Here is a 26,650-nt window from a genome sequence, read left to right on the forward strand (position 1 = left end):
CGTCAGCCGCGGATGCGCTTGGCGATGCGGGTGGTGCTCTGGTCGGGGACCAGGTCCACCAGGGCGACGCGGCCGCCGTTGGCCTGCACCACGTCCGCGCCCACGACTTGGTCGACGGTGTAGTCCGCCCCCTTGATCAGCACGTCGGGCAGCAGCGCGCCGATCAGCGCCAGGGGCGTGTCCTCCTCGAACAGGGTCACGGCATCCACCGAGGCCAGGGCCGCCAGGACGACGGACCGGGAGCGCTCATCCTGGATGGGCCGCTCCGGCCCCTTGAGGCGCTTGACCGAAGCGTCGGCGTTCAGGCCCACGATCAGCCGGTCGCAGGTGGCGCGGGCCGCCGCCAACAGCTGGACATGGCCGGGGTGGATCAGGTCGAAGCACCCGTTGGTGAAGCCGACCTTGAGGCCCAGCCGTCGCCACAGCGCGATCTTGGCCTGCAATTCGGGCAGGCTGAGCACCTTGGCCGCGCTCTGCCGGTCGTCCTGTTCCGCCAGGGCGTGCAGCAGTTCCGTGGGATGGACCACGGCCGTGCCCACCTTGGCCACCACCAGGCCGGCCGCCGTGTTGGCCAGGTGCACGGCGTCGCCCATGTCGGCCCCGACCGACAGCGCCGCTGCCACCACCGCCACCACCGTGTCGCCGGCGCCGGAGACGTCGAACACCTCCTTCGCCTCCGCCTTGACGTTGAGGAAGGCGCCGTCGTCGTGGACGAGCGTCATGCCCTCCTCGCTGCGGGTCACCAGCAGTGCGCCGATGCCGTTCGCGCCGATCAGCGCGGTGGCCGCCGCCACGATCTCTTCGGTCGTGCGCGGGTCGCGCCCCACGGCCATGGCCAGTTCGGACCGGTTGGGCGTCACCAGCGACGCCCCGCGATAAATGGAATAGTCAGCACTCTTGGGGTCGATCACCACGGGCTTGCCGGCGGCCCGCGCCAGGCGGATCAGTTCCGCCAAAACCGGTGGCGTCAGCACACCCTTGCCGTAGTCCGACAGGACCAGGACGGACACCTGGTCAAGATGCGCCGCGACCGCCGCCACCAGACGCTGATGCACATCGGCGGCCACGGGCCCGTCGCTGTCCCAGTCCGAGCGCAGCAGGTGCTGGCCGTCGGCGACGAAGCGTGTCTTCTCGGACGTCACGCGGGTGCCATCGGTTTCCAGGATGGCGGTGATCCGCGCGTCCTCGGCGACCAGCCGCCGCACGCGGTCGCCCGCCATGTCATCGCCGATCACCCCGCCCAGGACCACCTGGCCGCCCAGCGCCGTCAGATTGCGCACGACATTGCCGGCGCCGCCCAGCATCACGTCCTCATGGCCGTTGCGCAGCACGGGCACGGGCGCCTCGGGCGAGATACGGGCGACCTTGCCGCGCACGAAGCGGTCCAGCATGACATCGCCCACCACCATCACCGTGGCATTGGCGAAGCCTTCTATCGTCCGGCCCAGCCCGACATGCCGTTCCATCATCCCACTTCCTCAGCTGTCCCGCCGCCGCCATCGCGAAACGGGAATAAGCCCAGGGCGACCATGTCGCCAGCCCCGGGTTGACCCGCTGTTAGATAGCCCGCTTCCCCTGCCGCTGGAAGGCCTTTGCGCGCAATCAAACCGATTTCGAAGCCCCAAGTTTACCCCGTTACTTAAGCGGAGAACTTGTTGAGGGGATTAGGATGGTTGACCTCACGCTTAGAATGTCGGCCCTATCAAAGCCTCTGGTATCATTGGCGGCCTCTGGGCTTTGTATGTAGCGCCGCGCGACCTCACCAGGATCGTCGCCCTCCGCGTAGGAAACCAACACAAAGATCCGGTGCGCCACATCGCCCTTCCGGGTCCATAAACCGTGAGCCTCGACGCCGAATAGCCCAAAATTGTTGAGGTGGCGCGGATAAACCGTAGAAGCGTAGAAATCGAGCGCCTCTTTGGTGCGCAGCGAATACTCTCGCATCTCAAAGGTTCGCATTGTGGCCTCCTGTTGAACAATAATTCGTTAGGCACCCCAGCGCTCCAACCCATGATTCGCCGGATCGTGAGCGGTGGGGTTCGTGCCATCACGACGGCTGGCGAGGAGGCGAAACCGCGCCCATCTGAATGAAGACATCGAGGGTGTTGAGCTCGTCCCAATGCTCCACGAACTTCCCGTCCTCGACCCGCCAGATGTCAATCGAGCGCATGGTGAAGGTATTGCCCGTACCGGAATAGCCGAGAAGGGTTCCGGTGTGCGTGCCCTCATAGCGGTAGCGGCCGACCACCCGGGAGCCATCCGCCGAGGCGAAAACGTCTTCGGCGGTCACCTTGAGATCGGGCACACCCGAGATGATGGCTCCAAGGACCTTCCTTGAACCCTCAAGGCCTGGTTCGGCGAAGGGGTTGTGATTCACATAATCGGGCGCCTTGATCTCGTCGAGACGCGACAGATCGTGGCTGGACATGATCTCGGCGAACAGATGGCCAAGCTTGATCAAATCAGTTGACATTGGGGTCGTCCTTTCCAGTTTCAGGTATTTCGTTGGTGTTTACTTGGCGCCGAGGACAAGGCAGGCGCCCGTTGCGACGATGGCCAGGCCTGTCAGGCCATGCATGCCGAAGGCGAGGGCCCGGTTTCCGCGTGAGCGGAGGACTGTCACCATGTCGGCAAATGCGATGAGGCTCGCCACGAACATGAATTCGCCGAGCAACCGCGGCGATCCGTTGGTCATGAGCAGGATGACAAAAAGGCCCGACGCGATATCCCGCGTGCCCTTAACAGACAGCCACGCTGCAAATCCGGTCGATGACGGGGGCGAACCGGCAATGCCGAAGCCGACCGACGCGGCGCCGGGCGCTGCCCAAAAGCGGGCGCCGAGAAAGATAATTGCGGCCGTGATCAGGCCGGAAAGCACATATCCAGTTTGCGGCATGTGGACCTCCTATCGACTGCAGGAATTCTAGCGGCGCTATATTTGGGCGTCAATGGAATTCTAGCGTTGACAGAAAGTCACGCGGCGATAGTGTTTCTGAATGTCTATCGCCGAACGAAAAGAGCGCCAGCGTGCGGAGCGCTATGAACTTATCCTCGCCGCAGCCCGCGAACTGGCCGAGACCGAGGGTTGGGAAGCCGTCACCACGCGTCGCCTCGCGGATCTAATCAGCTATAGCCAGCCGGTGCTCTACAGCCACTTTAGAGGTAAGGCCGACATCATGGCCGCAGTGGCCACGAGAGGTTTCGAGGAACTTGCGACCCGATTGAAAATAGAAGCGGCGAACGTCACTGGCGCTCCCGACATCTTGCGCAACGTTTGTGCCGCCTATCTTGATTTCGCGTGTTCACGGCCAGTTGTTTATGAGGCCATGTTCGTCTTGCCGACGAAGATCAAATTCGCCAGCGAGGAGACACCGCCAGCCCTTCGCGCCGCCTTCGACGCATTGGTCGCCGCGCTTGGGCCAGATCGGAAGGAGCCAGTGTTTCTCGCCGAGGTACTGTGGAGCGCGTTGCATGGAATGGCCGTTCTCATGCAATCTGAACGCATCCCGGCAACAGGCGCCGAGGTCCGACTGGACATTCTCGTCCAAAAGTTCAGGAGCGATTCCCAGGCGGTGAACTCATAAATCCGTTTGGAGTTTATGGCGTGTCGTGATTCAGGGTTTTCCTGGAAGAGAGCCTTGATGAGACGCCGCCGCTAGTCCTGCTTCAATCAGACGCCGCTCCGAAAGGGTGAGGTGACCATGGTGCAATCCCATGGGACACTCCTGGCGAGGCCCTGATAATCAAGGAAAGTCGCACTTCAGTTTAGAACTTACCCGCCCACACAACAAAAGCCGATATGGATAATTATGGAAATTATATCTGTCGTGCCGTTTTTCGGGGAAACCAACGGGCCAGGCCTTGAGGCACCTCAATGACAGATCTCCCACCTGTCGTAGAATTCGGAACAGATAGGGCCGCTCCGAAGCGATGCATGGCCCCGCGGTCGACGGCGCGTCGATCGGACAAGGGAGGTGACAATGGCCACGGACATGGCGCCCGAGCAGGTCGATCTGAACATCAGCGTCGAAAAAGTCTTCTATATCATCATGAAGGCCCGTGAATTCGATGTGAAGGTCGCGCCGGTGGAGCCCGATCCGGGATCGAACCCGGCCGATGACGGCGAGGGCGCCATCCTCAGCGACTACGCCGGTGATCCCACGGCGGCCGAACTGCGCACGGCCATCAACACCCTGAACGATGACGAGGTGATCGACCTCATCGCCCTGGCCTGGCTGGGGCGGGGTGATGACACGTGGCGGAACGTCCGGGCGCTGGCCCGGGAACGTCACCACCGCCATTCAGCCTCCTACCTCATGGGCATGCCGGCCTTGGGCGACTATCTGGAGGAAGGATTAGCGACCTTGGGCTACTCCTGCGAGGAATTCGAAATCGGGCGGCTTTGACGGTTGAACGCCCGCCCGCCGTCGCGGCGAAGTCTCGACGGCTACAAATAAGACGACGTGATCCAGCGCCGCCAACCAGCTTGAGTACGCACGCTTACGCTCGGGAGGATGTCATCATGCCTGGATTGACCGCCTTCGGTTCACCCCTTCCCCCCCGGCCGACCACGGCTCCGTTCACGGAGGACGTGTTAGTGGATGGGTGCTTCGACCGGCTGCTGCGTCTGACGGCGGCACGACCGGCGCCCGATCGCCTGCAGGGCCCTGTCCTGGTGGTGGCGCCGCTGTCCGGGATCCGGCCGGGCCTGCTTTTCGACATGCTGGCCAGCCTGGCACCCCTGTGTGACCTTCACGTGCTGGAATGGCGGGACGCGGGCGAGGTGCCGGCGGTCTGCGGCGGCTTCGGCCTGTCCAACTGCGTCGCCCGCATCATGGAAACGGTGCAGGATCTGGGCGATGGCGCGCACCTCCTGAGCTTATGCCAGTCGGCCTTGCCGGCGTTGGCGGCCACAGCACTGCTGGCGACCAGCCGGACCTTGCCCCAGCCCCGCAGCCTGACGCTGATCGGCGGCAAGATCGATCCCCATGCCAATCCGACCAAGGGGGACCGCTTCGCCATGGACCACAGCCTTGCCTGGTTCCGGGACCATGCCATCGACGTCGTGGCGCCCTGGCGGGTGGGTGCGGGACGTCCGGTATATTCTGAGGCGGCCCAGAAGCGGGTGCTGATGTCCTATATGGGACGGCATCTGATGGACGGCGCGGACATCGTGGCCAAGGCGCTGCATGACGACGGCCTGGACCCGATTGGGCATCCGTTCCTGCCCGGCGTGTCCGCCTTGATGGACGTTCCCGCCGAGATTTTCATGGACACCATCGCCAGCGTCTATCATGCCAACGCCCTGCCCCGCGGCGACATGGCATGGTTCGGCCTGCCGGTGCGGCCGGAAGCCATCCGCAACACGGCCATCCTGACGATCGAGGGCGCCATGGACGATATCGCGTCACCCGGACAAAGCCGGGTGGTCCATGATTTGTGTCCCGACATCCCGGCCGATGGCCACGACCACCATCTCATTCCAGATACCGGCCATTTCAGCCTGTTCCATGGCCTGCCCTGGCGGACCGAGGTCTTGCCACGGGTCGAGCGATTCCTGCGCCTTCACGGGTAGCGCCTGACGGCGACCCAGTGGCGGACAGGGCCGGCGGCGGGGTCGCCGCCGCCGGGTAGGCTCCGCTAGACCGCCTTCACGTCGATCTTCTTGGTCTGCTTCTGCGCTTCATGGGTCTTGGGCAGGACGACCGTCAGCACACCTTTGGCCGTGGTCGCCGTGATCTTGCCTTCGTCCACGCCGTCCGGCAGCGTGAAACTGCGCTGGAAGGCACCGTAGGAGCGTTCGGAGACATAGAAGTTCTTGTGTGTCTCCTCCTTCTCCTGCCGCTTTTCCCCTTTCAGGATCAGCTTGCCGCCGGACAGGGTCACCTCGACCGCGTTCTCATCCAGGCCCGGCAGCTCGGCGGTGATCTTATAGCTCTCGTCGTCTTCGCTGACGTCGACCGCTGGCACGCCAAAGCCGAAGGAAACATCCGGTCCGGCGATGACCGGGGCGCCGAACAGACGGCTCAGGGATGGGAAATGAAATCCGCCATCGACGCGGTCGAACAAGCGGTTCACCTCCTGGCGCAGGGCATGCCAGGCATCGGTCGGCGGGTTCGCTGTCTTCTGAATGTCAATTGGGGTCCCAGGCATGGCCTTTTCTCCTTGGCTGACAAGTTTGAAGAGGGCTTCATCCTGACAGCTTGGTGGCGGGGCGCCTTGACCCACCTCAACCCCGCATCTTCATCAGGACGTTGATCCACCTCATGGCCGGCGCCGGCATCCTTCGTCACCATGGCTGACGATGGCGCCCCTGTTGATGGCGCGTGACGGCCCTGGTCTTGGACAGGAGGTGCGGCATGAAACCGGATCCGGTCGCTCACCCGCCCCCAGGCCCGCCCCCTGGCGCCCCCGCCGGCCCGCCTGTCGAATGGGCGCAGCCGCTGGACGCCCTGCTATCGGCCCTGGACGCCACCGCGGACGGCCTGACATCGGCCGAGGCGGCGGCCAGACTGCGCCGCCACGGTCCCAACCAGGCCACGGCGCACCGGCGTCGCCCTTTGTGGTTGGACTTCCTGGCGCGCTTCCTCAATCCCCTGGTCCTGATCCTGCTGTTCGCCAGCGCACTGTCGGCGGCCACCGGCAATGTCTCCAGCTTCGTCATCGTGGGCGTCGTCGTCCTGTTGAGCGTGGGGCTGGACTATATCCAGGAGCGACAGGCGGAGACGGCGGTGGACGCCTTGCGCCGGACCGTCGCCGTCCGCGCCCAGGTCCTGCGCGACGGCAAGGCCGCCGCACTGCCCCTGGAGGGACTGGTGCCGGGCGATGTCGTCCTGCTGGCGGCGGGGGATCTGGTGCCCGCGGATTGCCGCCTGCTGGCGGCCCGGGACCTGTTCGTGAACCAGGCGGCCCTGACCGGTGAGCCTTATCCCGTGGAAAAGCGGGTGGAGGGCGGGCCGCCCGACCCGCGCGATCCGGGGGAGGCGACCGCCAGCCTGTTCATGGGAACCTCCGTCATCAGCGGCAGCGCCACAGCCGTCGTCTGCCAGACGGGGGCCGCCACCACCTTCGGCCGGTTGAGCGGCTCCCTTTTGGCGCCCCCGCCCCCCACCGCGTTTGAGACCGGCGTCCGCCGCTTCGGCTTCCTGATCCTGCGCCTGACGATTTTCCTGGTGCTGTTCGTGCTGGCGGTGAACGTGGTTTTCCACCGGCCCTGGCTGGACTCGCTGATGTTCGCCCTGGCCCTGGCGGTCGGGCTGACGCCGGAACTGCTGCCCATGATCGTCACGGTGACGCTTGCGCGGGGCGCCATCCGCCTGGCCCGGCGGCGGGTCATCGTCAAGCGTCTGGCATCCATGCACAATGTCGGCGCCATGGACGTGCTGTGCACCGACAAGACCGGCACCCTGACCGAAGCGGTCATCCAGCTTGTGACGGTGCTGGACTGCCGCGACGGACCGGACGCGGAAGACAGCCCGCACGTCCTCCGGCTGGCCTATCTCAACAGCCGGTTCAGCAGCGGGCTGCGCAGCCCGCTGGACGATGCCGTCCTGGCCCACGGGGCCGTGGACCTTTCGGCCTGGCGCAAGCTGGACGAAGTGCCCTTCGACTTCGAGCGGCGCCGTGTCTCCATCCTGGCGGAGGGGCCGGCGGAGGCCGGCGGGTCCCCGCTGCTGGTGGTCAAGGGCGCGCCGGAGGAGGTGCTGCGCCTGGCCAGCCATTGGCGGAACGGTCTGGGCGCCATCGTGCCCTTGGACCCGGCCACGCGGGGGCGGCTGGCGGCCCGCCTGCAATCGCTGGGCGAGGACGGCTATCGGGCGCTGGCCGTGGCGTCCAAGACGCTGGAGGCTGGCCGGACGACCATCACGCGCGCCGATGAGACCGACCTGGTCTTCGAGGGCCATCTGGCCTTCCTGGATCCCCCCAAGGTCAGCGCCGCCGCCGCCATCCGCGCCCTGGCCGACGCCGGCGTCGCCATCAAGATCCTGACCGGCGATACCGAGCCGGTGACCCGGCACCTCTGCGCGCAACTGGACATCCCCATCACCGGCCTGTTGAACGGCGATGAACTGCGTGCCATGGGGGAGGATGCCCTGCGGGCACGGCTGTCCCAGGTCAACGTCTTCTGCCGGGTGACGCCGCAGCAGAAGGAACGCGTTCTGCTGGCCTGCCGTCGTACCGGGCATGTGGTGGGCTTCATGGGCGACGGGGTCAACGACGCCTCCGCCCTGCATTCCGCCGACGTGGGCATATCCGTTGACAGCGCCACGGACGTCGCCAAGGAGGCGGCGGGGATGATCCTGCTGGACCAGGATTTGTCGGTGGTGCGCGAGGCGGTGATGGAGGGGCGGCGGACCGTCCTGAACGTCACCAAATATGTGCTGATGGGCAGCAGTTCCAATTTCGGCAACATGTTCAGCATGGCGGGCGCCGCCCTGTTCCTGCCCTTCCTGCCCATGCTGCCGGTTCAGGTGTTGCTGAACAACCTGCTGTACGACGCCTCGGAAGCCGGCATCCCCTTCGATCATGTCGAGGAGGAGGCGTTGGCCCGGCCGGTGCATTGGGACATGCGGCTGATCCTCCGGTTCATGCTGGTGCTGGGACCGGTCAGTTCCCTGTTCGACTTTTTGACCTTTTATGTCCTGCTGCACGTCCTGCACGCGGGTGAGGCCCTGTTCCAGACCGGCTGGTTCATCGAAAGCCTGGCGACCCAGGTTCTGGTGATCTTCGTCATCCGCACCCGCCGAGCCCCGTGGCGCAGCCGGCCCCACCCCCTGCTGGCCGGATTGGCCTTCGCGACGGCGGCGCTTGCGGCACTGCTCCCGTTGACGCCCTTGGGCGGGGTGTTCGGCCTGGTCCCGCCGCCGTCTGTCTTCTACTTGCTGCTCACGGGTGCCGTCCTGGCCTATCTCGCCTTGGTGGAAGCGGTGAAGCGGTTGTTCTTCCGCCGCCTGCTGCCGGGCGGCAGGCCGCTCAAGCCCCTGTTGCGCGTGTAGGCCCTGGGGGTGAGCCATAAGGCATGCCCCTTCAGGGACTGTTCGCGACTGACCCACCTCAATGTGCCGGCGGTGGAATGGCGGCAGACTGCGCACGGCTTAACGGGACGGTGATCCCCCCTCGCCCGCCAACGGAGCGCGCCCATCCGCGGCCCGCCTGGTCCATGGGACCATCCTCGCGCATGCGCACGATCCAGCATCCGACCTCAGACATGGGAAGACCATCATGAAAGCGCTTGTCTATCAGGGCCCGGGACGCAAGGCGTTGGAACAGCGCCCGAAACCTGAGATCAAGGACCCCGGTGACGCCATCGTCCGGATCACCAAGACCACCATTTGCGGCACCGACCTGCACATCCTGAAGGGCGACGTGCCGACCTGCGCCCCCGGACGCATCCTGGGTCATGAGGGCGTCGGCGTGATCGACGCGGTGGGACCGGGCGTCACGGTGTTCAAGCCGGGCGACCGCGTGCTGATTTCCTGCATCACCGCCTGCGGCACGTGCGACTTCTGCCGCCGCGGCATGTATTCCCATTGCCGCACCGGCGGCTGGATCCTGGGCAACGTGATCGACGGCACCCAGGCCGAATATGTCCGCATCCCCCACGCCGCCACCAGCCTGTATCCCATCCCCGAGGACGCGGATGAGGAGGCGTTGGCCATGCTGAGCGATATCCTGCCCACGGGCTTCGAGTGCGGGGTGCTGAACGGCAAGGTGGCGCCCGGCTCCACCGTCGCCATCGTGGGATCCGGCCCCATCGGTCTGGCGGCCCTGCTGACGGCCCAGTTCTATTCCCCGGCCGAGGTCATCATGATCGACGTGGACGACAACCGCCTGGAGGTCGCCCGCCGCTTCGGTGCCACCCGCACCCTGAACAGCGCCAGCACCGACGTGGCCGACGCGGTCAGGAAGTGGACCGGCGGCCTGGGCGTCGACACCGTCATCGAGGCGGTCGGCATTCCCGCCACCTTTGAGCTGTGCCAGGACCTGGTGGCCCCGGGCGGCATCATCGCCAACGTTGGTGTTCACGGCCAGAAGGCCGACCTGCACCTGGAACGGCTGTGGGCGCAGAACATCGCCATCACCACACGGCTGGTGGATACGGTCAGCACGCCCATGCTGCTGAAGACGGTACAGGCGAAAAAGCTGGATCCGGCCCTGCTCATCACCCACCGGTTCACCCTGGACGGCATCCTGTCGGCGTACGACACCTTCGGCCACGCCGCCGACACCCGGGCCCTGAAGGTGATCATCAGCCCGTGATCCCGGTTGGCCGCCACCTCGCGGCGGCCCCGTCCTTAGGGAACCAGCACGGCGGCCCCTTGCACGCGACCCGCGCGCAAGTCGGCCACCGCCTGGTTCGCCTGGGTCAAGGGATAGGTCGTGACCTGGGGCCGGACGCCGGCCACGGGCACGATGTCCAGGAAGTCCAGGGCGTCGGCCCGCGTCAGGTTGGCGACGGACACCAGCTGCCGTTCCCCCCACAGCAGGTCGTAGGGGAAACTCGGGATGTCGCTCATGTGGATACCGGCGCAGACCACCCGGCCGCCCTTGCGCACGGCGCCCAGCGCCGCCGGCACCAGGGCCCCGACCGGCGCGTAGATGATGGCGGCGTCCAGCGGTTCGGGTGCCGGCTCGTCGGAGGAGCCGGCCCAGACGGCCCCCAGGGACAAGGCGAACTCCTGCGCGGCCAGATCATCGGGCCGGGTGAACACGAACACCTCGGCCCCCTGCCAGCAGGCCACCTGCAGGATGATGTGACCCGCCGCGCCAAAGCCATAGATGCCCAGCTTGCGATGCGGCCCCGCCATCACCAGTGACCGCCAGCCGATTAGCCCGGCGCACAGCAGCGGGGCCACCGTGGCGTCGTCCAGATCGATGCCATCCAGGGGATAGACGTAGCGCGCCTCCGCCACCATGTGGGTGGCGAAGCCACCATCCCGGGTGTAGCCGGTGAAGCCCGGGGCGTCGCACAGGTTCTCATGCCCCGACACGCAGTAGGGGCAGCGCTGGCAACTGTGCCCCAGCCAGCCGACGCCCACCCGTTGGCCGACGCCCAGATCGGACACCCCCTCCCCGACACGATCGACAACGCCCACGATCTCATGACCCGGTATCCGGGGCAGGCCGCCGGGCGGCAACTCCCCGTCAATCATGTGCAGGTCGGTGCGACAGACGCCGCAGGCCCGGACGGCGATGCGCACCTCGCCGGCCCCGGGCTCCGGATCGGGCAGCGCCATTTCCGTCAGGATGCCCGAAACCCCCAACACCATCGCGCGCATGATGGAACCTCCACCTGGATTTCGGCCGCCCCGATTCCGGCGGGCCAACCTTCAGCAGATCACATCCGCCGCCGTTCGGCATTGAGCGATCGCAATTCCGGGGGCCGCACCGGATACCGCCCCGTCGTCTTGACGCACGACAATCGCGCGACGCCGCGTCGATGGTTCCCTGTGCGCCTCGCACTCACCGATATGGAGGTTCTGATGGCACGCGTCGCTTTGGTCACGGGCGGGGTCACCGGCATTGGGGCCGCGATCAGCCTGGCCCTGCAGGCCGCCGGCCACACGGTGGTGGCCACCTATTCCCCGGCGGACGAGACGATCGCGGCGGCCTTCCGGCAGACCACCGGGCTGCCCACGGCCGCCTGGGACGTCGCGGACTTCGCCGCCTGTGCCGCCGGCGTCGCCGACGTCACCGCCACGCATGGCCCCATCGACATCCTGGTCAACAACGCGGGCATCACGCGCGACGCCATGCTGCACAAGATGACGCCGGAACAGTGGCGGGCGGTCCTGGACGTGGATCTCGGCGGCTGTTTCAACATGTGCCGCGCGGTCATCGAAAGCATGCGGGAACGCCGCTTCGGCCGCATCATCAACATCACTTCCGTCAACGGCCTTTCGGGCCAGGCGGGCCAGACCAACTACGCCGCCGCCAAGGCGGGGCTGATCGGCTTCACCAAGGCGCTGGCGTTGGAAGGGGCCTCCCGCAACATCACGGTCAACGCGGTGGCGCCCGGCTACACCAACACCAGCATGGTTAGCGCCGTGCCCGCCGACATCCTGCAAACCATCGTCGGCGCCATTCCCGCCAAGCGCCTGGCGCAGCCCGAGGAGATCGCCCGCGCCGTGACGTTCCTGGCGGCGGACGAGGCCGGCTTCATCACCGGCGAGACCCTGTCGGTGAACGGTGGCAAGTACATGCAATAGTCGATGGGCCGGTTCGGCGGCTTGACGGCCCATCGACTAAGGAACGGCGGCGGGTTGGGGCCGCCATGATCATCGTGGCCCGCCCCGCGAAGGGGCCGGCGACTGGAGGCAAACTATGACCCTCGCCACCCCGCCCGACACCCTGCCCCGCAAGCGGCACCGCGCGACGCCGAAGCGGCCCGATCCCGGGCCCGCCGTGACGCCGCCGCTGGCCACCACGCCCTCCGATCCCGACTTCCGGTCGCTTGACCGCGCCTTGCGGGCCACCGCCGCGCGGCTGACCCAGGGGCTGTCCCCCTCCGTCATTATGGAGGCATGGACGGATTGGGTGGTCCACCTGTCCGCCAGCCCGGGGCGGCGTCTGGGCTGGACGCTGTCGGTCGCGGACGCGGCGGGACGCCTCGCCGTGTGGCTGGCCGACACGGCGGCGGGCGGCAAGCCTGCCCCGCTGATCGAGCCATCCGCGGGGGATCACCGCTTCACCGACCCGGTCTGGCATCAATGGCCCCACGTGGCGGTCGCGCAGGCCTATCTGCTGGGAGAGAAGCTGCTGGTGGATATCGCGCGTCGCGTCCCCGGCGTGGCCCGCCAGCATGAAAACGAACTGGCCTTCCTCTTCACCCAATGGGTGGACATCCTTTCCCCCACCAACCTGCCCTGGGTGAACCCCGTCATCATGGGCCGGACGCTGCAGGAAGGCGGCATGAACCTGGTGCGGGGCGGCCTGAACTGGCTGGAGGATGCCGGACGGCTGGCGAGGGGCGCGCCCCCCGTGGGCACGGAGGAATTCCAGGTCGGCCGGGACGTCGCGGTGACGCCCGGCACCGTCATTCACCGCAATCGTCTGATGGAAGTGATCCAGTACGCGCCGACCACGCCCACGGTGCACGCCGAGCCTATCCTGATCGTGCCGGCCTGGATCATGAAGTATTACATCCTGGACTTGCGGCCGGAGAATTCCCTGGTCCGCTGGCTGGTTGACCAAGGCCATACCGTGTTCATGGTTTCATGGAAGAACCCCGTCGCCGACGACCGTGACCTCAGCCTGGACGATTATCGCCGCCTGGGGGTCATGGCGGCGCTGGACGCGGTGAGCGCCGCCGTCCCGGGCCGGCGCATCCACGCCTGCGGCTATTGCCTGGGTGGCACCATCCTGTCCATCGCCGCCGCCACCATGGCCCGCGACGGCGACGATCGCCTGGCGAGCCTGAGCCTGCTGGCGGCCCAGACCGACTTCGCCGAGGCGGGCGAACTGATGCTGTTCCTGGACGAACGGCAGATCAGCCTGCTGGACGACCTGATGTGGCGGCAGGGCTATCTCAGCGGCGCCCAGATGTCCGGCGCCTTCCAATTGCTGCGGCCCAACGACCTGATCTGGTCCCGTGTCATCCGCGACTATCTGCTGGGCGACCGGGAGCCCATGACCGATCTGATGGCCTGGAACGCCGATTCCACCCGCATGCCGGCGCGCATGCATGGTGAGTATCTGCGCAGCCTGTTCCTGGAAAACCGCCTGACGGCGGGCCGCTTCGCGGTGGATGGCCGGGTGATCGCGCTGCGCGACCTGAAGGTGCCCATCTTCGCGCTGGGCACCGTGCGCGACCACGTGGCGCCCTGGCGCTCCGTCTACAAGATCAGCCTGTTCAGCGACACCGACGTCACCTTCACGCTGGTGTCCGGCGGGCACAATGTCGGCATCGTCAATCCACCGGCGCTCCAGCGCGGCAGCTATCAGCTCATGACCCGGCATCCGGACCAGCGCTACGTCGATCCAGACACCTGGGCGGCACAGGCACCCCATCACGCCGGATCCTGGTGGCCGGCGTGGGAGGAGTGGCTGTGCGGCACCGGGGCCCGCGCCAAGACAGCACCGCCCGCCCTGTCAACCGGACTGGCGGCGGCGCCGGGTTCATATGTGCATCAAGGCTGACGGGCCAGGAAGCGGGCCAACACCGCTGGCCCCCTACAGCCGCGCCCTGACGCCGCCGAACACGCCCCGCCCCGGCCGCAGGAAGCCGGTGGGATTCTGATAGTCCCGGTCCATCAGGTTGGTGATGCGGCCATAGACCGTGAACATCTCATTCAGGTCATAGCTGGCGGCGATGTCCATCGTCACATAACCCGGCGCCTTCAGCCGGGGGATGGAGAAGTCGCGGTTGCCGTCGATGAAGGAGCCGACGGCCAGCAGGCTCACATCCAGCGACAGCCGGTCCGTCGCCTGCCAGCGGACATCCGCATTGCCCTTGTGCCGGGGTCGGCGCAGCAGTTCCTGGTTCAGGATCGCATCATAGGCCTGGGTATAGGTGTAATCCAGGCGCAGGGTGACCGTGTCCGTAGGCTGGTAGGCGACGAAGCTTTCCACCCCCTTGGTCCGCGCCCGGCCGATATTGGCGTACGAGGTGTTGCTGGCGTTGTTGGTGATCAGGTTGCGGATGTCGTTGTGGAAATAGGTGACGCCCAGGCGCAGCCGGCCGCCCGGCAGCGCCTGCTCGAAACCGGCGTCGTAGCCCACGCTGGTCTCGGGCTTCAGGTCCGGGTTGCCGAAGAAGCCGTAGGCCGGATAGTCCTGGTACATCTCGCTCAAGGTCGGCGTCTTGAAGCCGCTCCCCACGCTGGCCTTCAGCTTGGTGCCGGTGGCGGCGATGAAGTAGGTTGGCGCCACCCGGTAGGTCGCCTTGCCCCCGAAGCGTCCACTGTCGTCATAGCGCAGGCTGACAGTGTCGTGGAAGTTCTCGAACAGGGTGGACTGCAGCTCGGCATACCCTGAATTGAGATCGGTGCCGGCGGTGATGGGCTGGCGGATCGCGTCGCGCTGATGCTCGGCCCCGACAACCACCGTTTGGCCGCTGGTAACGACATAGTCGGCCTGCCAATCCACCTTGACCCGGTCGCCGGCATAATAACTGTTGGCGCTGCCCGGCGTGGCGGAGGAGGACTTGGTGCTGCCGTAGGCCACGCCCAGCGTCTGATTCAGCCGGCCGTCCAGCAGCGACAGGTGGCCGGTGCCGCGGGTGTAGTATTGCAGCGTGGCCCCAGCGCTCCGCTGGGCCGCCGGCGTGGCGGGATATGTCGAGTAGTCGTCGCCGGTGAAGCGCAGATCGGTCCTGGTGTAGCGGCCAACCAGCCCCAGATCGATGGTATCGGTGACGTCATAGCCCAGCTTCGCCGAGGCGGTGACGTTGTCGTAGCTATCGTCGTTCCGCGCCTCCCCCGGGGCCAGCAGGTTCTCCGGCGTCACCGGTGTGGCGCCGGCATGGAAATGGGCGATGGTGGCGCGGTAGTGCAGCGGCCCGGTCGACCCGCTGATACCACCGTTCTGGTTCAGGGTGTCGAAGGACCCGCCCTCGATGCCAGCGGTGAAGGCCGTCGGGCCGTTCCCGCCCTTGGTGATGATGTTGATGACGCCGCCGATGGCGTCGGACCCATAAAGGCCGCTCTGCGGTCCGCGCAGCACCTCCACCCGATCGATGTCCGGCGTCAGGAACTGGCCGAAATCGAAGCTGGCGGTGGGGCTGCTCGGGTCGGCCATGTCGATGCCGTCCACCAGCACCTTCACATGGTTGGAGTTGGCGCCCCGCATGAAGACGTAGGCCTGCCCCCCGGCCCCGCCGGTCTGCACGACGTTCAGGCCCGGCACGTCCTTCAGCACGTCGGGCAGGGTCTGTGCCTGCCGGGCGGCGATGTCGGCGGCGGTGACGACGGTGACGCTATTGGCGACCTGCGATTCCGGCGTGGGCAGGCGGGTGGCGCTGATGACCACATCGCCCAGCGGGTCCCCGGCCGGGTCGGCGGATGCCGCCGCCGCACGGACACGCCCGACGGGCAGGCAGAGGGCGATCAGGGCGGCGCTGGTAGGCAGAATGGTCGAGAGCAAAAAAGACATGCGCATGGCGTTGCGTTCTCCTGGCGTTGACTCCAGGAGTCGGCGGGCGAGCACGACGGTCTCGGTAAATCGATCCATCCCATCCCGTGGGCCCCCCGCGACGACTCCAACACTGTCGTCGCGACGGTTACCCCCGCAGTCCCCGGCGCACCCCGGCCGGAAACAGGACGACGGTGTTAGGCAGGTCTCCTGGCTTCCGGGTCAACGCTTTCGTCCACCTTCCCAAGGCCCGGGGGCCTCAGTGGCATATCGGACGATCGCTCGCCGGCTACAGTTGCGGGGGCAGCCACGGTCTTGAACCCGTGTTCCCTTTTGAAATCCCTTGCGGGAACCTGACACCTGGGGCGGAGCATACGCAAAGCCGCCCAAAGATCCAATCGCGGTGGCGGGATCACAATGGTTGGAGCGGCACGGGGTTTCCCTTATCGGCCGGCCCACACCTCGGGATGGGTCCCCATGTAGTCGCCCAGCGCCTTGGCGATCTTGGCGTCATCGGCCAGGCTGGGGTGGGCGTGACAGCCGGTGAAGGCGATATCATGCATGGGCAGGAAGGCGACGCGGCTTTCGCCCGCCGCGTGCAGCCGCTCCGCCACCTTGGCCACCTCCGCCGCGATTTCGCCACCGGCCATGTCGGTCGCCCACAGTAGGAAGTAGGCCTGGGGGTTGCGGGCCCGCAGGGAGGTGACGAAGCTGACGTACGTCGCCTCATAGTCGGCGTGCAGGGCGTCGCGCGTCGCCCATTTCTCCCCCGGGTTCAGGGCGGTGGTGAAATCGTTGGTGCCCAGCGCGATGACGATCACCTGGGGCTTCCACGCCGTGTCCTCATAGCGGGTGGCGTGGTCGAACAGGGTGTAGGGATAGGCCTGCGGCAGGGTATCGGCGGCGAAGCCGTTATAGTTGCGCACGATGCCCCGGCCGGAAATGGCGTTCACCTGATAATCCGCGCCATAACGGCGGGCCAGACGCGGGGCGATGCCCTGGGAGGTGTCGGTGGTGTCCCACACCTCGGCGGTGGTGCAGGTGGCGGGGAACGCCGCCTGGTCCGCTGTGTTGCCGTAGCCGACAGTGTGGCTGTCGCCGATGAATTCGATCTGCCGCGTCCGGGCGGGCAAGGACAACGCCTTGGTGCCGGCCGGGGCGTAGAAGCCGCCGAAACCGCTGGGCCCGGCTTGGGTTTCGCTGGCGGTGTCGATGCGCACGGTATGCGGGCCCGCCGCCAGACCGGCGATGCGATAGGCGCCGGCCTTGGGCTTGACCAGTGCCACGGGCGCGCCGCCGTCGACACTGACGCGCAAGCTGACATCGCCAGGCCCCACGCGGAACAGCGCCATCGTGCCCTTGAACCGGGTCTCGACGTAAGTGCCCGGCCACTGTCGGCGGAAGCCGCCGTCGCCCCCCTCCGCCAACACGCGGCCGCCAACATGGCTGGGCAGTGCCTTGGCGCCGGCGGGCAGGTCGGCCACCGGTTCCACCTTGGGGGCTGCCGTCCCCGCCAGCGCGGGACCGGTGACCAGCAGGGCCATCATCGACAAGACGAACAAGGACTTCACCGCCCGCACTCCCATAATCGGACTTATATGCGAAATGGGCGCCAGGGTAGCGGGATCGCCGGCCGGCCGCCAGCCCTACCCCGGGGCGGGCGGCTTCATGATCGCAGCCCCGCGCCATCCAGCTTTTCCTGGATGCGATGTAGCCCACGCCCGTCGTCGCAGCCGCGACGGGCCCATGCTTCTCCCGTGGTTAGAACGTCACCGGCCTCGTGATGTCCCGGGTCAAGCCGCCTTCCCACCCGCCAAGGTTGACGCACCGCACAAGAGCAAACCGGAGTCTATGGGATTCGGCCGAAAGTGGCTGAAACGGCGAGTTGGCGCCCCTTGCCCCTCCCCGGTTGAGACCGGTATCAGCCCTGTCGGCTGGTACAAATGACACACTTACGGTCTCATAAACGCAATGTTCAAATTTTTGTCGCCCATTCCCGCACCCTGTGGTAGCGTTACCATTGCATAGGGTTGGGGGCCAGACGCGACAGTGATGGCTTTAGAATTACTCTAGCAAACGGGAGGAAGTACGCTGGCAGGCAGATCATGCCGCCTGCCTGCCAGGGATTATATCAAGCGGGTATTCTCATATAAATATGATAGCGCTAACAGACCTTGTTAGCGTTGCCGTATTTCTTTGCCCCGCAAAAAACACCACAAACAAAACCGGCATCTGAAAGCTAGGGAGGGAAAATATGGTGAGATTCAAAACAAAAAAGGGAGCGACCAAGTCTATGGTCGCGGATTTCCGCAAAGCCATCCTGGCCAGCGTCTCTCTGGTCACAATAGCGGGCCTGGCTACACCAGCACTTTCGCAAACATCAGCGACGAGCCCGGCGCAGGGCGGTGCCAATTCCGACACGATGGAAGACATCATTGTCACCGGCATCATCGGCTCGCTGCAACGTAACCTTGATATCAAGCGCGAGGCCGACGGCCTGGTTGACGCCATCTCGGCCGAGGACATCGGCAAGTTCCCCGATTCCAACGTCGCCGCGTCGATGCAGCGCATTCCCGGCGTGTCCATCAGCCGCGGCACCAGCAGCATGGGCGGCGTGCCCACATCCACCGGTGACGCCACCGCCATCACGGTCCGCGGCTTCGGCCCCAGCTTCAATGAGACGTTGTTCGACGGCCGCGTCTCCGCCTCCGCCGCCAGTTCGGGCCGTGGCTTCGATTTCAGCTCGGTCAGTTCCGACTTCGTCGGCCAGATCGACGTGCTGAAGTCGCCGGATGCCTCGATGTCGGCCGGCGCCATCGGTGCAACCGTCAACATCAAGTTCCCCAAGCCGCTGGAGCATTCCGGCTTCCGGGCCGCGGGCTCGGTTTCCGGCTCCTACGCCAGCGACGCCGACGGCGCCTCACCCAACGGCGCCCTGCTGGTCAGCGACACCTTCGCCCATGACACCTTCGGCATCCTGGTGGCGGCGGGCTACAACGAGACCCAGACCCTGGGCAACCATGTGAACAACCAGGGCTGGATCGGCACCACCACCGACAAGTTCGGCAGCCTGGATCCGTCCACGCCCAAGAACGCCCCGGCCTGGTTCATCCAGGACTACGGCATTTATCAGGAACACAGCGACACCGTCCGCAAGTCCGGCCGCCTGGCCCTGCAGTGGCAGCCGTCCGACCAGATCGAAATCACGCTGAACGACGACTTCCAGCGTGAGGAGGCCCACCAGAACCAGTATGGCTATAGCATCTGGTTCAATTCCGGCAGCCTGCAGAACGTCAAGACGAACAGCAACGGCTCGGTGACCAGCTTCGTCCAGCCCAACACGCCGACCGACTTCCAGGCTCAGTACAACAGCCAGGTGCTGCAGAACAATCTGTACGGCCTGAACGTCAAGTGGACGCCGACCAGCCAGTGGAAGATTACGGTCGACGCCGCCCGCTCGGAATCCTGGCAGAACCCGGGCAACCAGTTGACCAGCCTGGACGCCGACGTGGGGTACGGTTCCTGCGCCAGCGGCACCTGCATCAACACCAACAACGTGGGCATCGTCGGCGTCGCCGCCGGTTCCCTGCCCTATCCCACCGTCTATGGTCCGGGTGGAGACACGTCGCACTTCACCAACGGCTATATCGGGTCGCACGTGCTGCCCATGACGTCGACCCGCAACTACAATGTCATCGACCAGGGCAAGGTCGAGGGCGAGTGGAAGAGCGGCGACACCACCATCCGCTTCGGTGCCCAGTACATCGACAACAAGGAAGATCTCAGCAGCTACGACACATTCACCAACAGCGACTGGCAGGCCTACAGCGGCTACGGCCCGGCGTCGGGCTCGCCCACCGGCGTGGCGCTGCCGCAGAGCTGGTTCAATCAGACCTTCAGCACCGCCAACTTCATCCCGGGCTTCGCCAACAATGGCAACCTGCCCTCGCAGATCCTAATGGCCAACCCGGGCCAGATCCTGAACTACCTGCAATCGTTGGGCAATCCGCAGACCAAGACCATCCCCGGCTTCAACACCGGCTGCTGCACCCCGCCCTTCAACGGCACCTACACCCTGATGCTCTCCCCCGGTTCCAAGCGCAACATCGAGGAAGAGACCTTCGCGCCGTACCTTTCGACCACGTTCAAGACCCAGGTGGCCAACATGCCGCTGAAGGTCAATCTGGGTGTCCGTGAGGAAATCACCCATGTCACATCGTCCGGCCTGGGCCAGACGCCGACCGCCTTCACCGTAACCCCGGGCGACAAGACCGCGTTCACGGTGGCCTACGGTCCCGTCACCACGGTCGAGGGCACCAACAACTACCAGTACATGTTGCCCAACCTGGACCTGACCTTGGGCGTCACGGACGATTTGCAGGTGCGCTTCAACGCCTCGCGCACACTGACCCGGCCGCCGCTGAACAACATGACGCCGGTCTACAGCATCAGCACACAGCGCGTCGGCACGGTGTCGGCCTCGGGCGGCAACCCCAACCTGATGCCGTACCTGTCCGATAACCTGGATATTGGGGCGGAGTACTACTACCAGCGCAACTCCTATGTCGCCCTTGATGGCTTCATGAAGAGTGTCAGCAACTTCGTGGTCGGCGGCACGTCGCAAAAGACCTTCGCCGGCGTCATCGACCCGACCACCGGCAAGGATGTGCAGTACAGCTACAGCACCTACGTCAACGGACCAACGGCCGAAGTCTACGGGCTGGAGATGTCCATCCAGCACGTGTTCGACGACACCGGTTTCGGCTTCCAGGCCAACGCCACCGTCGTCGGGACCAACAAGCCCTACGATCCCTTGAACCTGGCGGTCAGCAACTTCGCCGTCACCGGTCTGGCCAACTCCGCCAACTTTGTCGGCTTCTTCGACAAGTACGGCTTCCAGGCGCGTATCGCGGTCAACTGGCGCGATGAGTACCTGGATCATTTTGGCCAGGCGCAGGGCGGGTCCATCTACGGGTCCGAGCCGACCTTCGTCGATCCGGCCTGGGAAGTGGACTTCAGCACCAGCTACGACGTGAACGAGTATGTCAGCGTCTACTTCGAGGCCTTGAACCTGACCAACGAGACCTACTCGACCCATGGTCGGTACAAGGAACAGCTGCTGGATGCCGTCGCCTATGGCCAGCGCTACACCATCGGCGCGCATTTCAAGTACTGAGCCCGGTTCGGGCACTGAGTGTGTGAGCGTACCTTCCTCCTGACTCCTGGGGCCGCCGTGGCACGTGGCGGCCCCATTTTTTCCCGCGGGAGGATCGGGAAAACGGCTTACACTGCAAAAAAATCAGACCGGGACAGGCGCCTTTCAGGGAGAAGCGACCGCCGTTCCAGAACCAGGATGCCCCTATGGATCGTCCCATCCAGCACATCGTCATCGTCGGCGGCGGCACCGCCGGCTGGTTGACCGCGGGCATCATCGCCGCCCGGCACAAGGCGCGCATGCCCGCCGGCTTCAGGATCACCCTGGTGGAATCCCCCAATGTCGCCATCATCGGCGTGGGCGAAGGCACCTGGCCCACCCTGCGGACCACCCTGGAAAAGATGGGCGTGTCGGAGACGGAGTTCTTCCGCCACTGCGACACCGCCTTCAAACAGGGCGGCAAGTTCGTGGGCTGGACCACGGGCGCCGCCAATGACGCCTATTATCACCCGCTGATGCTGCCCCAGGGCTGGTCCCAGGTGAACCTGGTGCCCCACTGGTTGCAGGACGCGCGCGGGCGCACCTTCTCCGCCGCCGTCTGCCCGCAGGAAACCATCTGCGAGGAAGGTCTGGCGCCCAAGACCATCGCCACCCCGGAATACCGGGGCGTGGCCAACTACGCCTATCACCTGGACGCGGGCAAGTTCGCCGGGTTCATGCAGAGGCACTGCACGGAGAAACTGGGCGTCCATCACGTTCTGGCCGATGTCACCCAGGTGAAGCAGGACGAGACCGGCGACATCACCGGCCTGGTGACGGAGCAGGCGGGCGAAATCGCCGGCGACCTGTTCGTGGACTGCACGGGCTTCCGCGCGCTGCTGATCGGCAAGACCCTGGGCGTGGGCTTCAAGGAATGCCGGGACGTGCTGTTCTGCGACACGGCGCTGGCCATCCAGGTGCCGCATGAGGCGGAGGACACGCCCATGGCGTCGCAGACCATCGCCACGGCGCAGTCTGCCGGCTGGATCTGGGACATCGCCCTGCCCACCCGCCGCGGCCTGGGCTACGTCTATTCCAGCGATCATATCGATGAGGAGGCGGCGCGGGCGGAACTGGCGCGCTACGCCGGCACCAAGGCGGAAGCGCGCAAGATCCCCATCCGCGGCGGCCACCGCGAGCAGTTCTGGAAGAACAACTGCGTCGCCGTGGGCCTGGCGGCGGGGTTCCTGGAGCCCCTGGAAGCCTCCGCCATCATGCTGATCGAACTGTCAGCCAAGATCATCGCCGAACAGCTGCCGGCCCGGCGCGGCGTCATGGACATTGTCGCCCGCCGCTTCAACGAGGTGACGCACTACCGCTGGGGCCGCATCATCGATTTCCTGAAGCTGCATTACGTCCTGACCCAGCGCACCGACACGGCGTTCTGGCGCGACAATGTCGATCCCGCCTCGGTACCCGAGCGCCTGGCTGACCTGCTGCGGCTGTGGAAGTACCGGGCGCCTTGGTTCCTGGATGAGTTCGATCGCCTGGAAGAGGTGTTCCCCGCCGCCAGCTATCAATACGTGCTGTATGGCATGGGTTTCCGCACCGAGGTCGACCCCCTCGAAAATGGCGCCAGCGCCATGCTGGCCAGCCGAATGCTGGAGGAAAACGCGGCCATGGCCCAGAAAATGCGGGCGAACCTACCCAAGAACCGAGACCTGGTGCGCAAGATCCGCGACCACGGCATGCAATCGATCTGAGCCTGGGGGACGCCCATGACCAATATCGCCATCGTCAACAACCACGCCCATCGCGACCTGCAGGTAAAGGCCAAGGCCAACCCGGCGTTCGACGCCCGCCATTTCGTCACCGTCATCGTCGGCGAATTCGCGCTGCTGGCGGTGCAGTGCCCCATCCTGCTGTCCAAGGACGCGGAAACGGGCGCCTTCGTCTGCGGCGCCGTGCTGGGCTTTGAGCAGGGGGAGAACCTGTTCCTGACGCCGGATGGCTGGCAGGGCTATCGCCCGCTGAACCTGCAGCGCGGGCCCTTCTATACGGTGGGCGACGACCTGGCCATCGATCTGGACGACGCCCGGGTGGGCCGGGATGTCGGCGAGCCGCTATTCTCCCCGCAAGGGGAAATGACGCCCTATCTGAAGAGCATCATCGCGGCGATGCAGGAACTGCGCCCGGGGCTGGAGCGCACGAAACGCTTCATCGACACGCTGTTGACCCTGAAGCTGATCGAGCCCATCGACATCAGCCTCGGCTTCGACGATGGCACCCAGCGGGAGCTGACCGACCTCTACACCATCGATCGCGAGGCGCTGCGCGCCCTGCCCGACGCCGCCGTGCTGGACCTGTTCCGCCGAGGCTATATGCAGCTGATCCACCTGATGATCGCGTCGCTGAAGCACATCCCGCTGATGGCGGAGCGCAAGAACCGCCGGCTGACGGGTGGCCTGTCCTCCGCCCCCACCTGGGGCTGACGGACCGTCCCCATGGCGAGCCCGGTGGACGAACGCGACGGACGCGACATCATCTCCCGCGGGCAGTTCCAGCGCGAGGTGGTTGATGCCTGCCGGCCATTGGTGCTGCGCGGCCTGGTGGCGCACTGGCCGGTGGCGCGGACAGGCGGCCCAGCGGCGTTACGGGACTATCTGGCCCGTTTCGGCCCCGGTGCCGCCATGGAAACCTTTGTCGGCCCGCCGGGGATCGGGGGGCGGTATTTCTACGGCGCCGACCTACAGGGCTTCAACTTCGAGCGGCGCACCCTGCGCTTGGGTGAGGCGCTGGACCTGATGGTGCGGGGCCTGGACGATGCCGCTGGCCCCACGCTTTACGCCGGATCGCTGACCCTGGACGCCCATCTGCCGGGCTTCGCGGATGAGAACCCCATGCCCCTGTTGGCGCCGGACATCCATGGCCGCATTTGGCTGGGCCATGCGTCCACCGTCGCCACCCACTACGACGCGTTCGAGAACCTGGCCTGTGTCGTCGCCGGCCGCCGCCGCTTCACACTATATCCCCCGGCGGCGGTGGCCGGCCTGTATGTCGGGCCCATCGACAACACCCTTTCCGGCCAGCCGGTCAGCCTGGCGGCATCGGATCCGGACAACCCCGCCTATCCCCGTTTCCAGGCCGTCCGCGCCCAGGCGCTGGCGGCGGATCTGGGGCCCGGTGACGCCCTGTTCCTGCCCAAGCTGTGGTGGCACCAGGTGGAGGCGACCGCCCCCTTCAACGGCCTGGTCAACTACTGGTGGGACGCCTTCGCCGCCGGCCCCGACGCGCCCTTCACCAGCCTGCTGCTGGCCATGATCACGATGGCGGAACGGCCGGAGGCCGAGCGGCAGGCCTGGCGTGCCTTCTTCGACCATTACGTCTTCCGCGACCAAGGCCACCCCCTGGCCCATTTGCCGGAGGAAAAACACGGCGTGATGGGCCCGCTGAAGGCGGGCAACTACGGCCGCATCCGCGCCCGGGTGATGCAACTGCTGCGCGGGGGATGATCGGGCATCTCCAACCAACACAAACAACTTTTAAGTATGTAGAAATCCCGGTCTGTCATTTTGGCACATATACAGCCTTGTTGACGCCCTGGGGGGCTGACTGTGCGGCATATACGGGCCCTGGCGACCCGGCGCCGGAGTGCGCTGGGTCGCCATTGAATCGCATCCAGACTCCCGGACGCGGTTGGATGTTCAACCTGATGGCTGGGCCGCAGGCCCCCGTTTCATGACATGAGCGGGTTCCCTTGATCTTCGGATCCCTTTTGCGGAAGCGATCAGCCCTACTCTTGCGTCCGCCTCAAACGGCAAATGTTAATGACCGTCTGGTCCTCGATATTGGATACCAACGGCACGCACGCGCCGTCCCTTTCAAGGTGGTAGAAGGCCAGCGTCTTGTCCGCGTCGCCTGGGAAAGCCTTGGGGAATTCAAAGCCCCAGAAAGGGCCCTGGTGGCCGTTGATCGTCGCCTCCGCCAGGGCTTGCAGTTTCCCCCAACTCCCTGGCCGGATGAAGTTGTTATTGGCGCCAACCACTTTGACACTGCCAGGGAACGATGGCACCAGATAGGAGTAGGCATAGGAATCAAGGAAGACGACCATGGCGTCGGGTTCAAGGGGGGGTAGCGTGATGGCGATGGCCTGATCGGCGCGATGAGCCCGGCTCCACCACGGATAGCGGGTGGTGGTCATCACCGTCACGATGGTCGCGGTGGTCAGAATCAACGGCCAAAACCATTTCGGGCGCGCCCCTCCCCATTGGACCAACCCGGCCAGCAGGACGGCGCCGCTGATGGTTTCCGTCACGGACAGATAACGATAGATCGACCAAAGCTTCTCCCACAGCACATAGCTGATGAGGAACGTCAGGGCCAAGGCGAGGCCGGCGGTGACCTTGCCATTCAAATCGTTCCCCGCCGGGCGGCGTACCATATGAAAAAGCGCACCGGCGAGAAGGATGATGGCCCCCAGAAGACCAACCAGAATCCGCCCATCGCGCATATCAAGTTCTATGGCGAGATGCGTGGTCAAAAAGGCCCAGTACGCCGGATAGAACAGTGCCATCTTCACGGTCTTGGGCATGAAACGCAGGTCAGACCAGGGGGAGTGGTCGACGTAGTCCGATTTGAAGACCTGGTTCATGAAGGGAAATATGGGGTTCCCGTAAGCGTGCCAGTTCCCCAATAGCCAACCGGCATCCACGAAGGCGAAGGTCGCAAGTCCGCCCAAGCCAAAAACGAAAGCCTGAAGCGCACCAGCCCGGACCTGTGATACGCCACGGCGAAGCACGATGGCGACGAACAGACCGACAAACAGCGGGGCCAGGGTTAGCTTCAGACCCACGGAAAGCCCGGCGCACAGGCCTATCGCCAACGCGGACCAGACCGTGTGGCGGTTATCCGCCTCCAGATAGAGCCAGACGGTCAGCGCGGCCAGGAAGGGCACACCGGGCACGATATCCGACATTGTGGTCGCCAAGGTCGGCAGTCCTCCCGCCCCCGTCAGGCCAAGGACGGCGCAGGCGGCGCAGACGAGATCCGTGGCGACGGAGGGCCGACCAGCAAAAAGGCGCGCGATAAGAAACGCCAAAAAGGCGGCGACACCGTATGGCACCGACAGGAGCATGTTCAACAAGACAGGCTGATTATTCAGCGCGTCGAAGAGCAGGTAATAAATTCGATCCAGGCCGGGGAAAAAATTCGTCTGCATCTGGGCTGGGACGACATCGAGCGCCGAGCGCTGATGCAACGCCGCGAACCCATTGTAATGGTGGTAGATTTTGAAATCCGGCGTGCCGTCCGTGCCCAAAGTGGCGGCGAAAACAGCAAAGCCAGCGATCAGCAAAACCAGCCAGCCCAAAAGGCGAATCTGGGTGGCGCTGGCTACTGCGGGGATGGTTCCCCCGTTGACGGGCGCAGACATAGGCAATCTTTCCG

At 65.6% G+C, this 26,650-nt stretch carries 20 protein-coding genes and 1 riboswitch; of the genes, 11 read left to right on the forward strand and 9 right to left on the reverse strand.

The window, feature by feature from the left end; translation table 11 throughout:
• Window positions 1–2: 2 nt before the first annotated feature.
• The 4 genes from rfaE1 to FHS74_RS17555 form a co-directional block, all read right to left on the reverse strand.
• Window positions 3–1,466 (reverse strand): D-glycero-beta-D-manno-heptose-7-phosphate kinase, encoded by a 1,464-nt coding sequence (gene rfaE1, locus FHS74_RS17540; protein ID WP_184802927.1) that lies wholly within the window; start codon window positions 1,464–1,466, stop codon window positions 3–5.
• 169 nt (window positions 1,467–1,635) lie between these two features.
• Window positions 1,636–1,959: an NIPSNAP family protein gene (locus FHS74_RS17545; protein WP_184802929.1), complete on the reverse strand. Its 324-nt coding sequence runs from the start codon at window positions 1,957–1,959 to the stop codon at window positions 1,636–1,638.
• Window positions 1,960–2,047: 88 nt separating this feature from the next.
• Complete coding sequence (locus FHS74_RS17550) at window positions 2,048–2,473, reverse strand: ester cyclase (protein ID WP_184802931.1); 426 nt, start codon at window positions 2,471–2,473, stop codon at window positions 2,048–2,050.
• Window positions 2,474–2,512: 39 nt separating this feature from the next.
• Window positions 2,513–2,896 carry a DUF4267 domain-containing protein gene (locus FHS74_RS17555; protein ID WP_184802933.1) on the reverse strand — a complete coding sequence of 128 codons (384 nt, stop codon included), beginning with the start codon at window positions 2,894–2,896 and terminating at the stop codon, window positions 2,513–2,515.
• A gap of 100 nt (window positions 2,897–2,996) precedes the next feature.
• Between FHS74_RS17555 and FHS74_RS17560 the strand changes: the two genes are divergently transcribed.
• The 3 genes from FHS74_RS17560 to FHS74_RS17570 all read left to right on the forward strand — a co-directional run bounded on the left by FHS74_RS17560 (window position 2,997) and on the right by FHS74_RS17570 (window position 5,575).
• Window positions 2,997–3,584 carry a TetR/AcrR family transcriptional regulator gene (locus FHS74_RS17560; RefSeq protein WP_184802935.1) on the forward strand — a complete coding sequence of 196 codons (588 nt, stop codon included), beginning with the start codon at window positions 2,997–2,999 and terminating at the stop codon, window positions 3,582–3,584.
• A 396-nt stretch (window positions 3,585–3,980) separates the two neighbouring features.
• Window positions 3,981–4,406, forward strand: coding sequence for a DUF3775 domain-containing protein (locus tag FHS74_RS17565; RefSeq protein WP_211106373.1), 426 nt, complete (start codon window positions 3,981–3,983; stop codon window positions 4,404–4,406).
• 116 nt (window positions 4,407–4,522) lie between these two features.
• A complete protein-coding gene (locus FHS74_RS17570) occupies window positions 4,523–5,575 on the forward strand; it encodes a polyhydroxyalkanoate depolymerase (protein WP_184802937.1) in 1,053 nt (350 codons plus the stop codon).
• Window positions 5,576–5,640: 65 nt separating this feature from the next.
• On the opposite strand, the gene FHS74_RS17575 is transcribed toward FHS74_RS17570, so the two are convergent.
• Window positions 5,641–6,153, reverse strand: a complete 513-nt coding sequence (locus FHS74_RS17575; protein ID WP_184802940.1) for an Hsp20/alpha crystallin family protein — start codon at window positions 6,151–6,153, stop codon at window positions 5,641–5,643.
• A 206-nt stretch (window positions 6,154–6,359) separates the two neighbouring features.
• On the opposite strand from FHS74_RS17575, the gene mgtA reads away from it, so the two are divergent.
• Both mgtA and FHS74_RS17585 read left to right on the forward strand, forming a co-directional pair.
• Entirely contained in the window at window positions 6,360–8,996 is a 2,637-nt protein-coding gene (mgtA, locus tag FHS74_RS17580) for a magnesium-translocating P-type ATPase (RefSeq protein WP_184802942.1), read from the forward strand.
• Window positions 8,997–9,222: 226 nt separating this feature from the next.
• Complete coding sequence (locus FHS74_RS17585; RefSeq protein ID WP_184802944.1) at window positions 9,223–10,260, forward strand: zinc-dependent alcohol dehydrogenase family protein; 1,038 nt, start codon at window positions 9,223–9,225, stop codon at window positions 10,258–10,260.
• Window positions 10,261–10,295: 35 nt separating this feature from the next.
• Here FHS74_RS17585 and FHS74_RS17590 read toward each other — a convergent pair whose 3' ends face one another.
• On the reverse strand, window positions 10,296–11,279 hold the full coding sequence (locus tag FHS74_RS17590; protein ID WP_184802946.1) for a zinc-dependent alcohol dehydrogenase family protein: 984 nt from the start codon (window positions 11,277–11,279) through the stop codon (window positions 10,296–10,298).
• 204 nt (window positions 11,280–11,483) lie between these two features.
• Between FHS74_RS17590 and phbB the strand changes: the two genes are divergently transcribed.
• Both phbB and FHS74_RS17600 read left to right on the forward strand, forming a co-directional pair.
• Window positions 11,484–12,209 carry an acetoacetyl-CoA reductase gene (gene phbB, locus FHS74_RS17595; protein ID WP_184802949.1) on the forward strand — a complete coding sequence of 242 codons (726 nt, stop codon included), beginning with the start codon at window positions 11,484–11,486 and terminating at the stop codon, window positions 12,207–12,209.
• Between the two features lie 115 nt (window positions 12,210–12,324).
• A complete protein-coding gene (locus FHS74_RS17600) occupies window positions 12,325–14,139 on the forward strand; it encodes a PHA/PHB synthase family protein (RefSeq protein WP_184802951.1) in 1,815 nt (604 codons plus the stop codon).
• 33 nt (window positions 14,140–14,172) lie between these two features.
• On the opposite strand, the gene FHS74_RS17605 is transcribed toward FHS74_RS17600, so the two are convergent.
• Both FHS74_RS17605 and FHS74_RS17610 read right to left on the reverse strand, forming a co-directional pair.
• Complete coding sequence (locus FHS74_RS17605; protein ID WP_184802953.1) at window positions 14,173–16,098, reverse strand: TonB-dependent receptor plug domain-containing protein; 1,926 nt, start codon at window positions 16,096–16,098, stop codon at window positions 14,173–14,175.
• A 156-nt stretch (window positions 16,099–16,254) separates the two neighbouring features.
• Window positions 16,255–16,443, reverse strand: a riboswitch (cobalamin riboswitch).
• Window positions 16,444–16,514: 71 nt separating this feature from the next.
• Window positions 16,515–17,642, reverse strand: a complete 1,128-nt coding sequence (locus tag FHS74_RS17610; protein WP_211106374.1) for a GDSL-type esterase/lipase family protein — start codon at window positions 17,640–17,642, stop codon at window positions 16,515–16,517.
• A 722-nt stretch (window positions 17,643–18,364) separates the two neighbouring features.
• Here FHS74_RS17610 and FHS74_RS17615 point away from each other — a divergent pair.
• From FHS74_RS17615 to FHS74_RS17630, 4 genes are all read left to right on the forward strand, one after another.
• Entirely contained in the window at window positions 18,365–21,247 is a 2,883-nt protein-coding gene (locus tag FHS74_RS17615) for a TonB-dependent receptor (protein WP_184802955.1), read from the forward strand.
• Window positions 21,248–21,432: 185 nt separating this feature from the next.
• Complete coding sequence (locus FHS74_RS17620) at window positions 21,433–22,968, forward strand: tryptophan halogenase family protein (protein ID WP_184802957.1); 1,536 nt, start codon at window positions 21,433–21,435, stop codon at window positions 22,966–22,968.
• Window positions 22,969–22,983: 15 nt separating this feature from the next.
• A complete protein-coding gene (locus FHS74_RS17625) occupies window positions 22,984–23,697 on the forward strand; it encodes a SapC family protein (RefSeq protein WP_184802959.1) in 714 nt (237 codons plus the stop codon).
• A 12-nt stretch (window positions 23,698–23,709) separates the two neighbouring features.
• Window positions 23,710–24,717, forward strand: coding sequence for a cupin-like domain-containing protein (locus FHS74_RS17630; RefSeq protein WP_184802962.1), 1,008 nt, complete (start codon window positions 23,710–23,712; stop codon window positions 24,715–24,717).
• A gap of 281 nt (window positions 24,718–24,998) precedes the next feature.
• On the opposite strand, the gene FHS74_RS17635 is transcribed toward FHS74_RS17630, so the two are convergent.
• The gene (locus tag FHS74_RS17635; RefSeq protein WP_184802964.1) at window positions 24,999–26,636 is read right to left on the reverse strand and encodes a hypothetical protein; all 1,638 of its coding nucleotides are present in this window, start codon (window positions 26,634–26,636) and stop codon (window positions 24,999–25,001) included.
• Between the last annotated feature and the right edge of the window lie 14 nt (window positions 26,637–26,650).

This window comes from Nitrospirillum iridis (assembly GCF_014205765.1).
Taxonomy (GTDB): domain Bacteria; phylum Pseudomonadota; class Alphaproteobacteria; order Azospirillales; family Azospirillaceae; genus Nitrospirillum; species Nitrospirillum iridis.

Bases quoted from the DNA above. Each gene is read 5' to 3' on its own strand.
- FHS74_RS17575 (WP_184802940.1), bottom strand. From the start codon at position 6,153: ATGCCTGGGACCCCAATTGACATTCAGAAGACAGCGAACCCGCCGACC.
- FHS74_RS17560 (WP_184802935.1), top strand. From the start codon at position 2,997: ATGTCTATCGCCGAACGAAAAGAGCGCCAGCGTGCGGAGCGCTATGAA.
- FHS74_RS17545 (WP_184802929.1), bottom strand. From the start codon at position 1,959: ATGCGAACCTTTGAGATGCGAGAGTATTCGCTGCGCACCAAAGAGGCG.
- FHS74_RS17565 (WP_211106373.1), top strand. From the start codon at position 3,981: ATGGCCACGGACATGGCGCCCGAGCAGGTCGATCTGAACATCAGCGTC.
- FHS74_RS17615 (WP_184802955.1), top strand. From the start codon at position 18,365: ATGGTCGCGGATTTCCGCAAAGCCATCCTGGCCAGCGTCTCTCTGGTC.
- FHS74_RS17635 (WP_184802964.1), bottom strand. From the start codon at position 26,636: ATGTCTGCGCCCGTCAACGGGGGAACCATCCCCGCAGTAGCCAGCGCC.
- rfaE1 (WP_184802927.1), bottom strand. From the start codon at position 1,466: ATGGAACGGCATGTCGGGCTGGGCCGGACGATAGAAGGCTTCGCCAAT.
- FHS74_RS17630 (WP_184802962.1), top strand. From the start codon at position 23,710: ATGGCGAGCCCGGTGGACGAACGCGACGGACGCGACATCATCTCCCGC.
- FHS74_RS17590 (WP_184802946.1), bottom strand. From the start codon at position 11,279: ATGCGCGCGATGGTGTTGGGGGTTTCGGGCATCCTGACGGAAATGGCG.
- FHS74_RS17625 (WP_184802959.1), top strand. From the start codon at position 22,984: ATGACCAATATCGCCATCGTCAACAACCACGCCCATCGCGACCTGCAG.
- mgtA (WP_184802942.1), top strand. From the start codon at position 6,360: ATGAAACCGGATCCGGTCGCTCACCCGCCCCCAGGCCCGCCCCCTGGC.
- FHS74_RS17585 (WP_184802944.1), top strand. From the start codon at position 9,223: ATGAAAGCGCTTGTCTATCAGGGCCCGGGACGCAAGGCGTTGGAACAG.
- FHS74_RS17570 (WP_184802937.1), top strand. From the start codon at position 4,523: ATGCCTGGATTGACCGCCTTCGGTTCACCCCTTCCCCCCCGGCCGACC.
- FHS74_RS17620 (WP_184802957.1), top strand. From the start codon at position 21,433: ATGGATCGTCCCATCCAGCACATCGTCATCGTCGGCGGCGGCACCGCC.
- FHS74_RS17605 (WP_184802953.1), bottom strand. From the start codon at position 16,098: ATGCGCATGTCTTTTTTGCTCTCGACCATTCTGCCTACCAGCGCCGCC.
- FHS74_RS17555 (WP_184802933.1), bottom strand. From the start codon at position 2,896: ATGCCGCAAACTGGATATGTGCTTTCCGGCCTGATCACGGCCGCAATT.
- phbB (WP_184802949.1), top strand. From the start codon at position 11,484: ATGGCACGCGTCGCTTTGGTCACGGGCGGGGTCACCGGCATTGGGGCC.
- FHS74_RS17550 (WP_184802931.1), bottom strand. From the start codon at position 2,473: ATGTCAACTGATTTGATCAAGCTTGGCCATCTGTTCGCCGAGATCATG.
- FHS74_RS17600 (WP_184802951.1), top strand. From the start codon at position 12,325: ATGACCCTCGCCACCCCGCCCGACACCCTGCCCCGCAAGCGGCACCGC.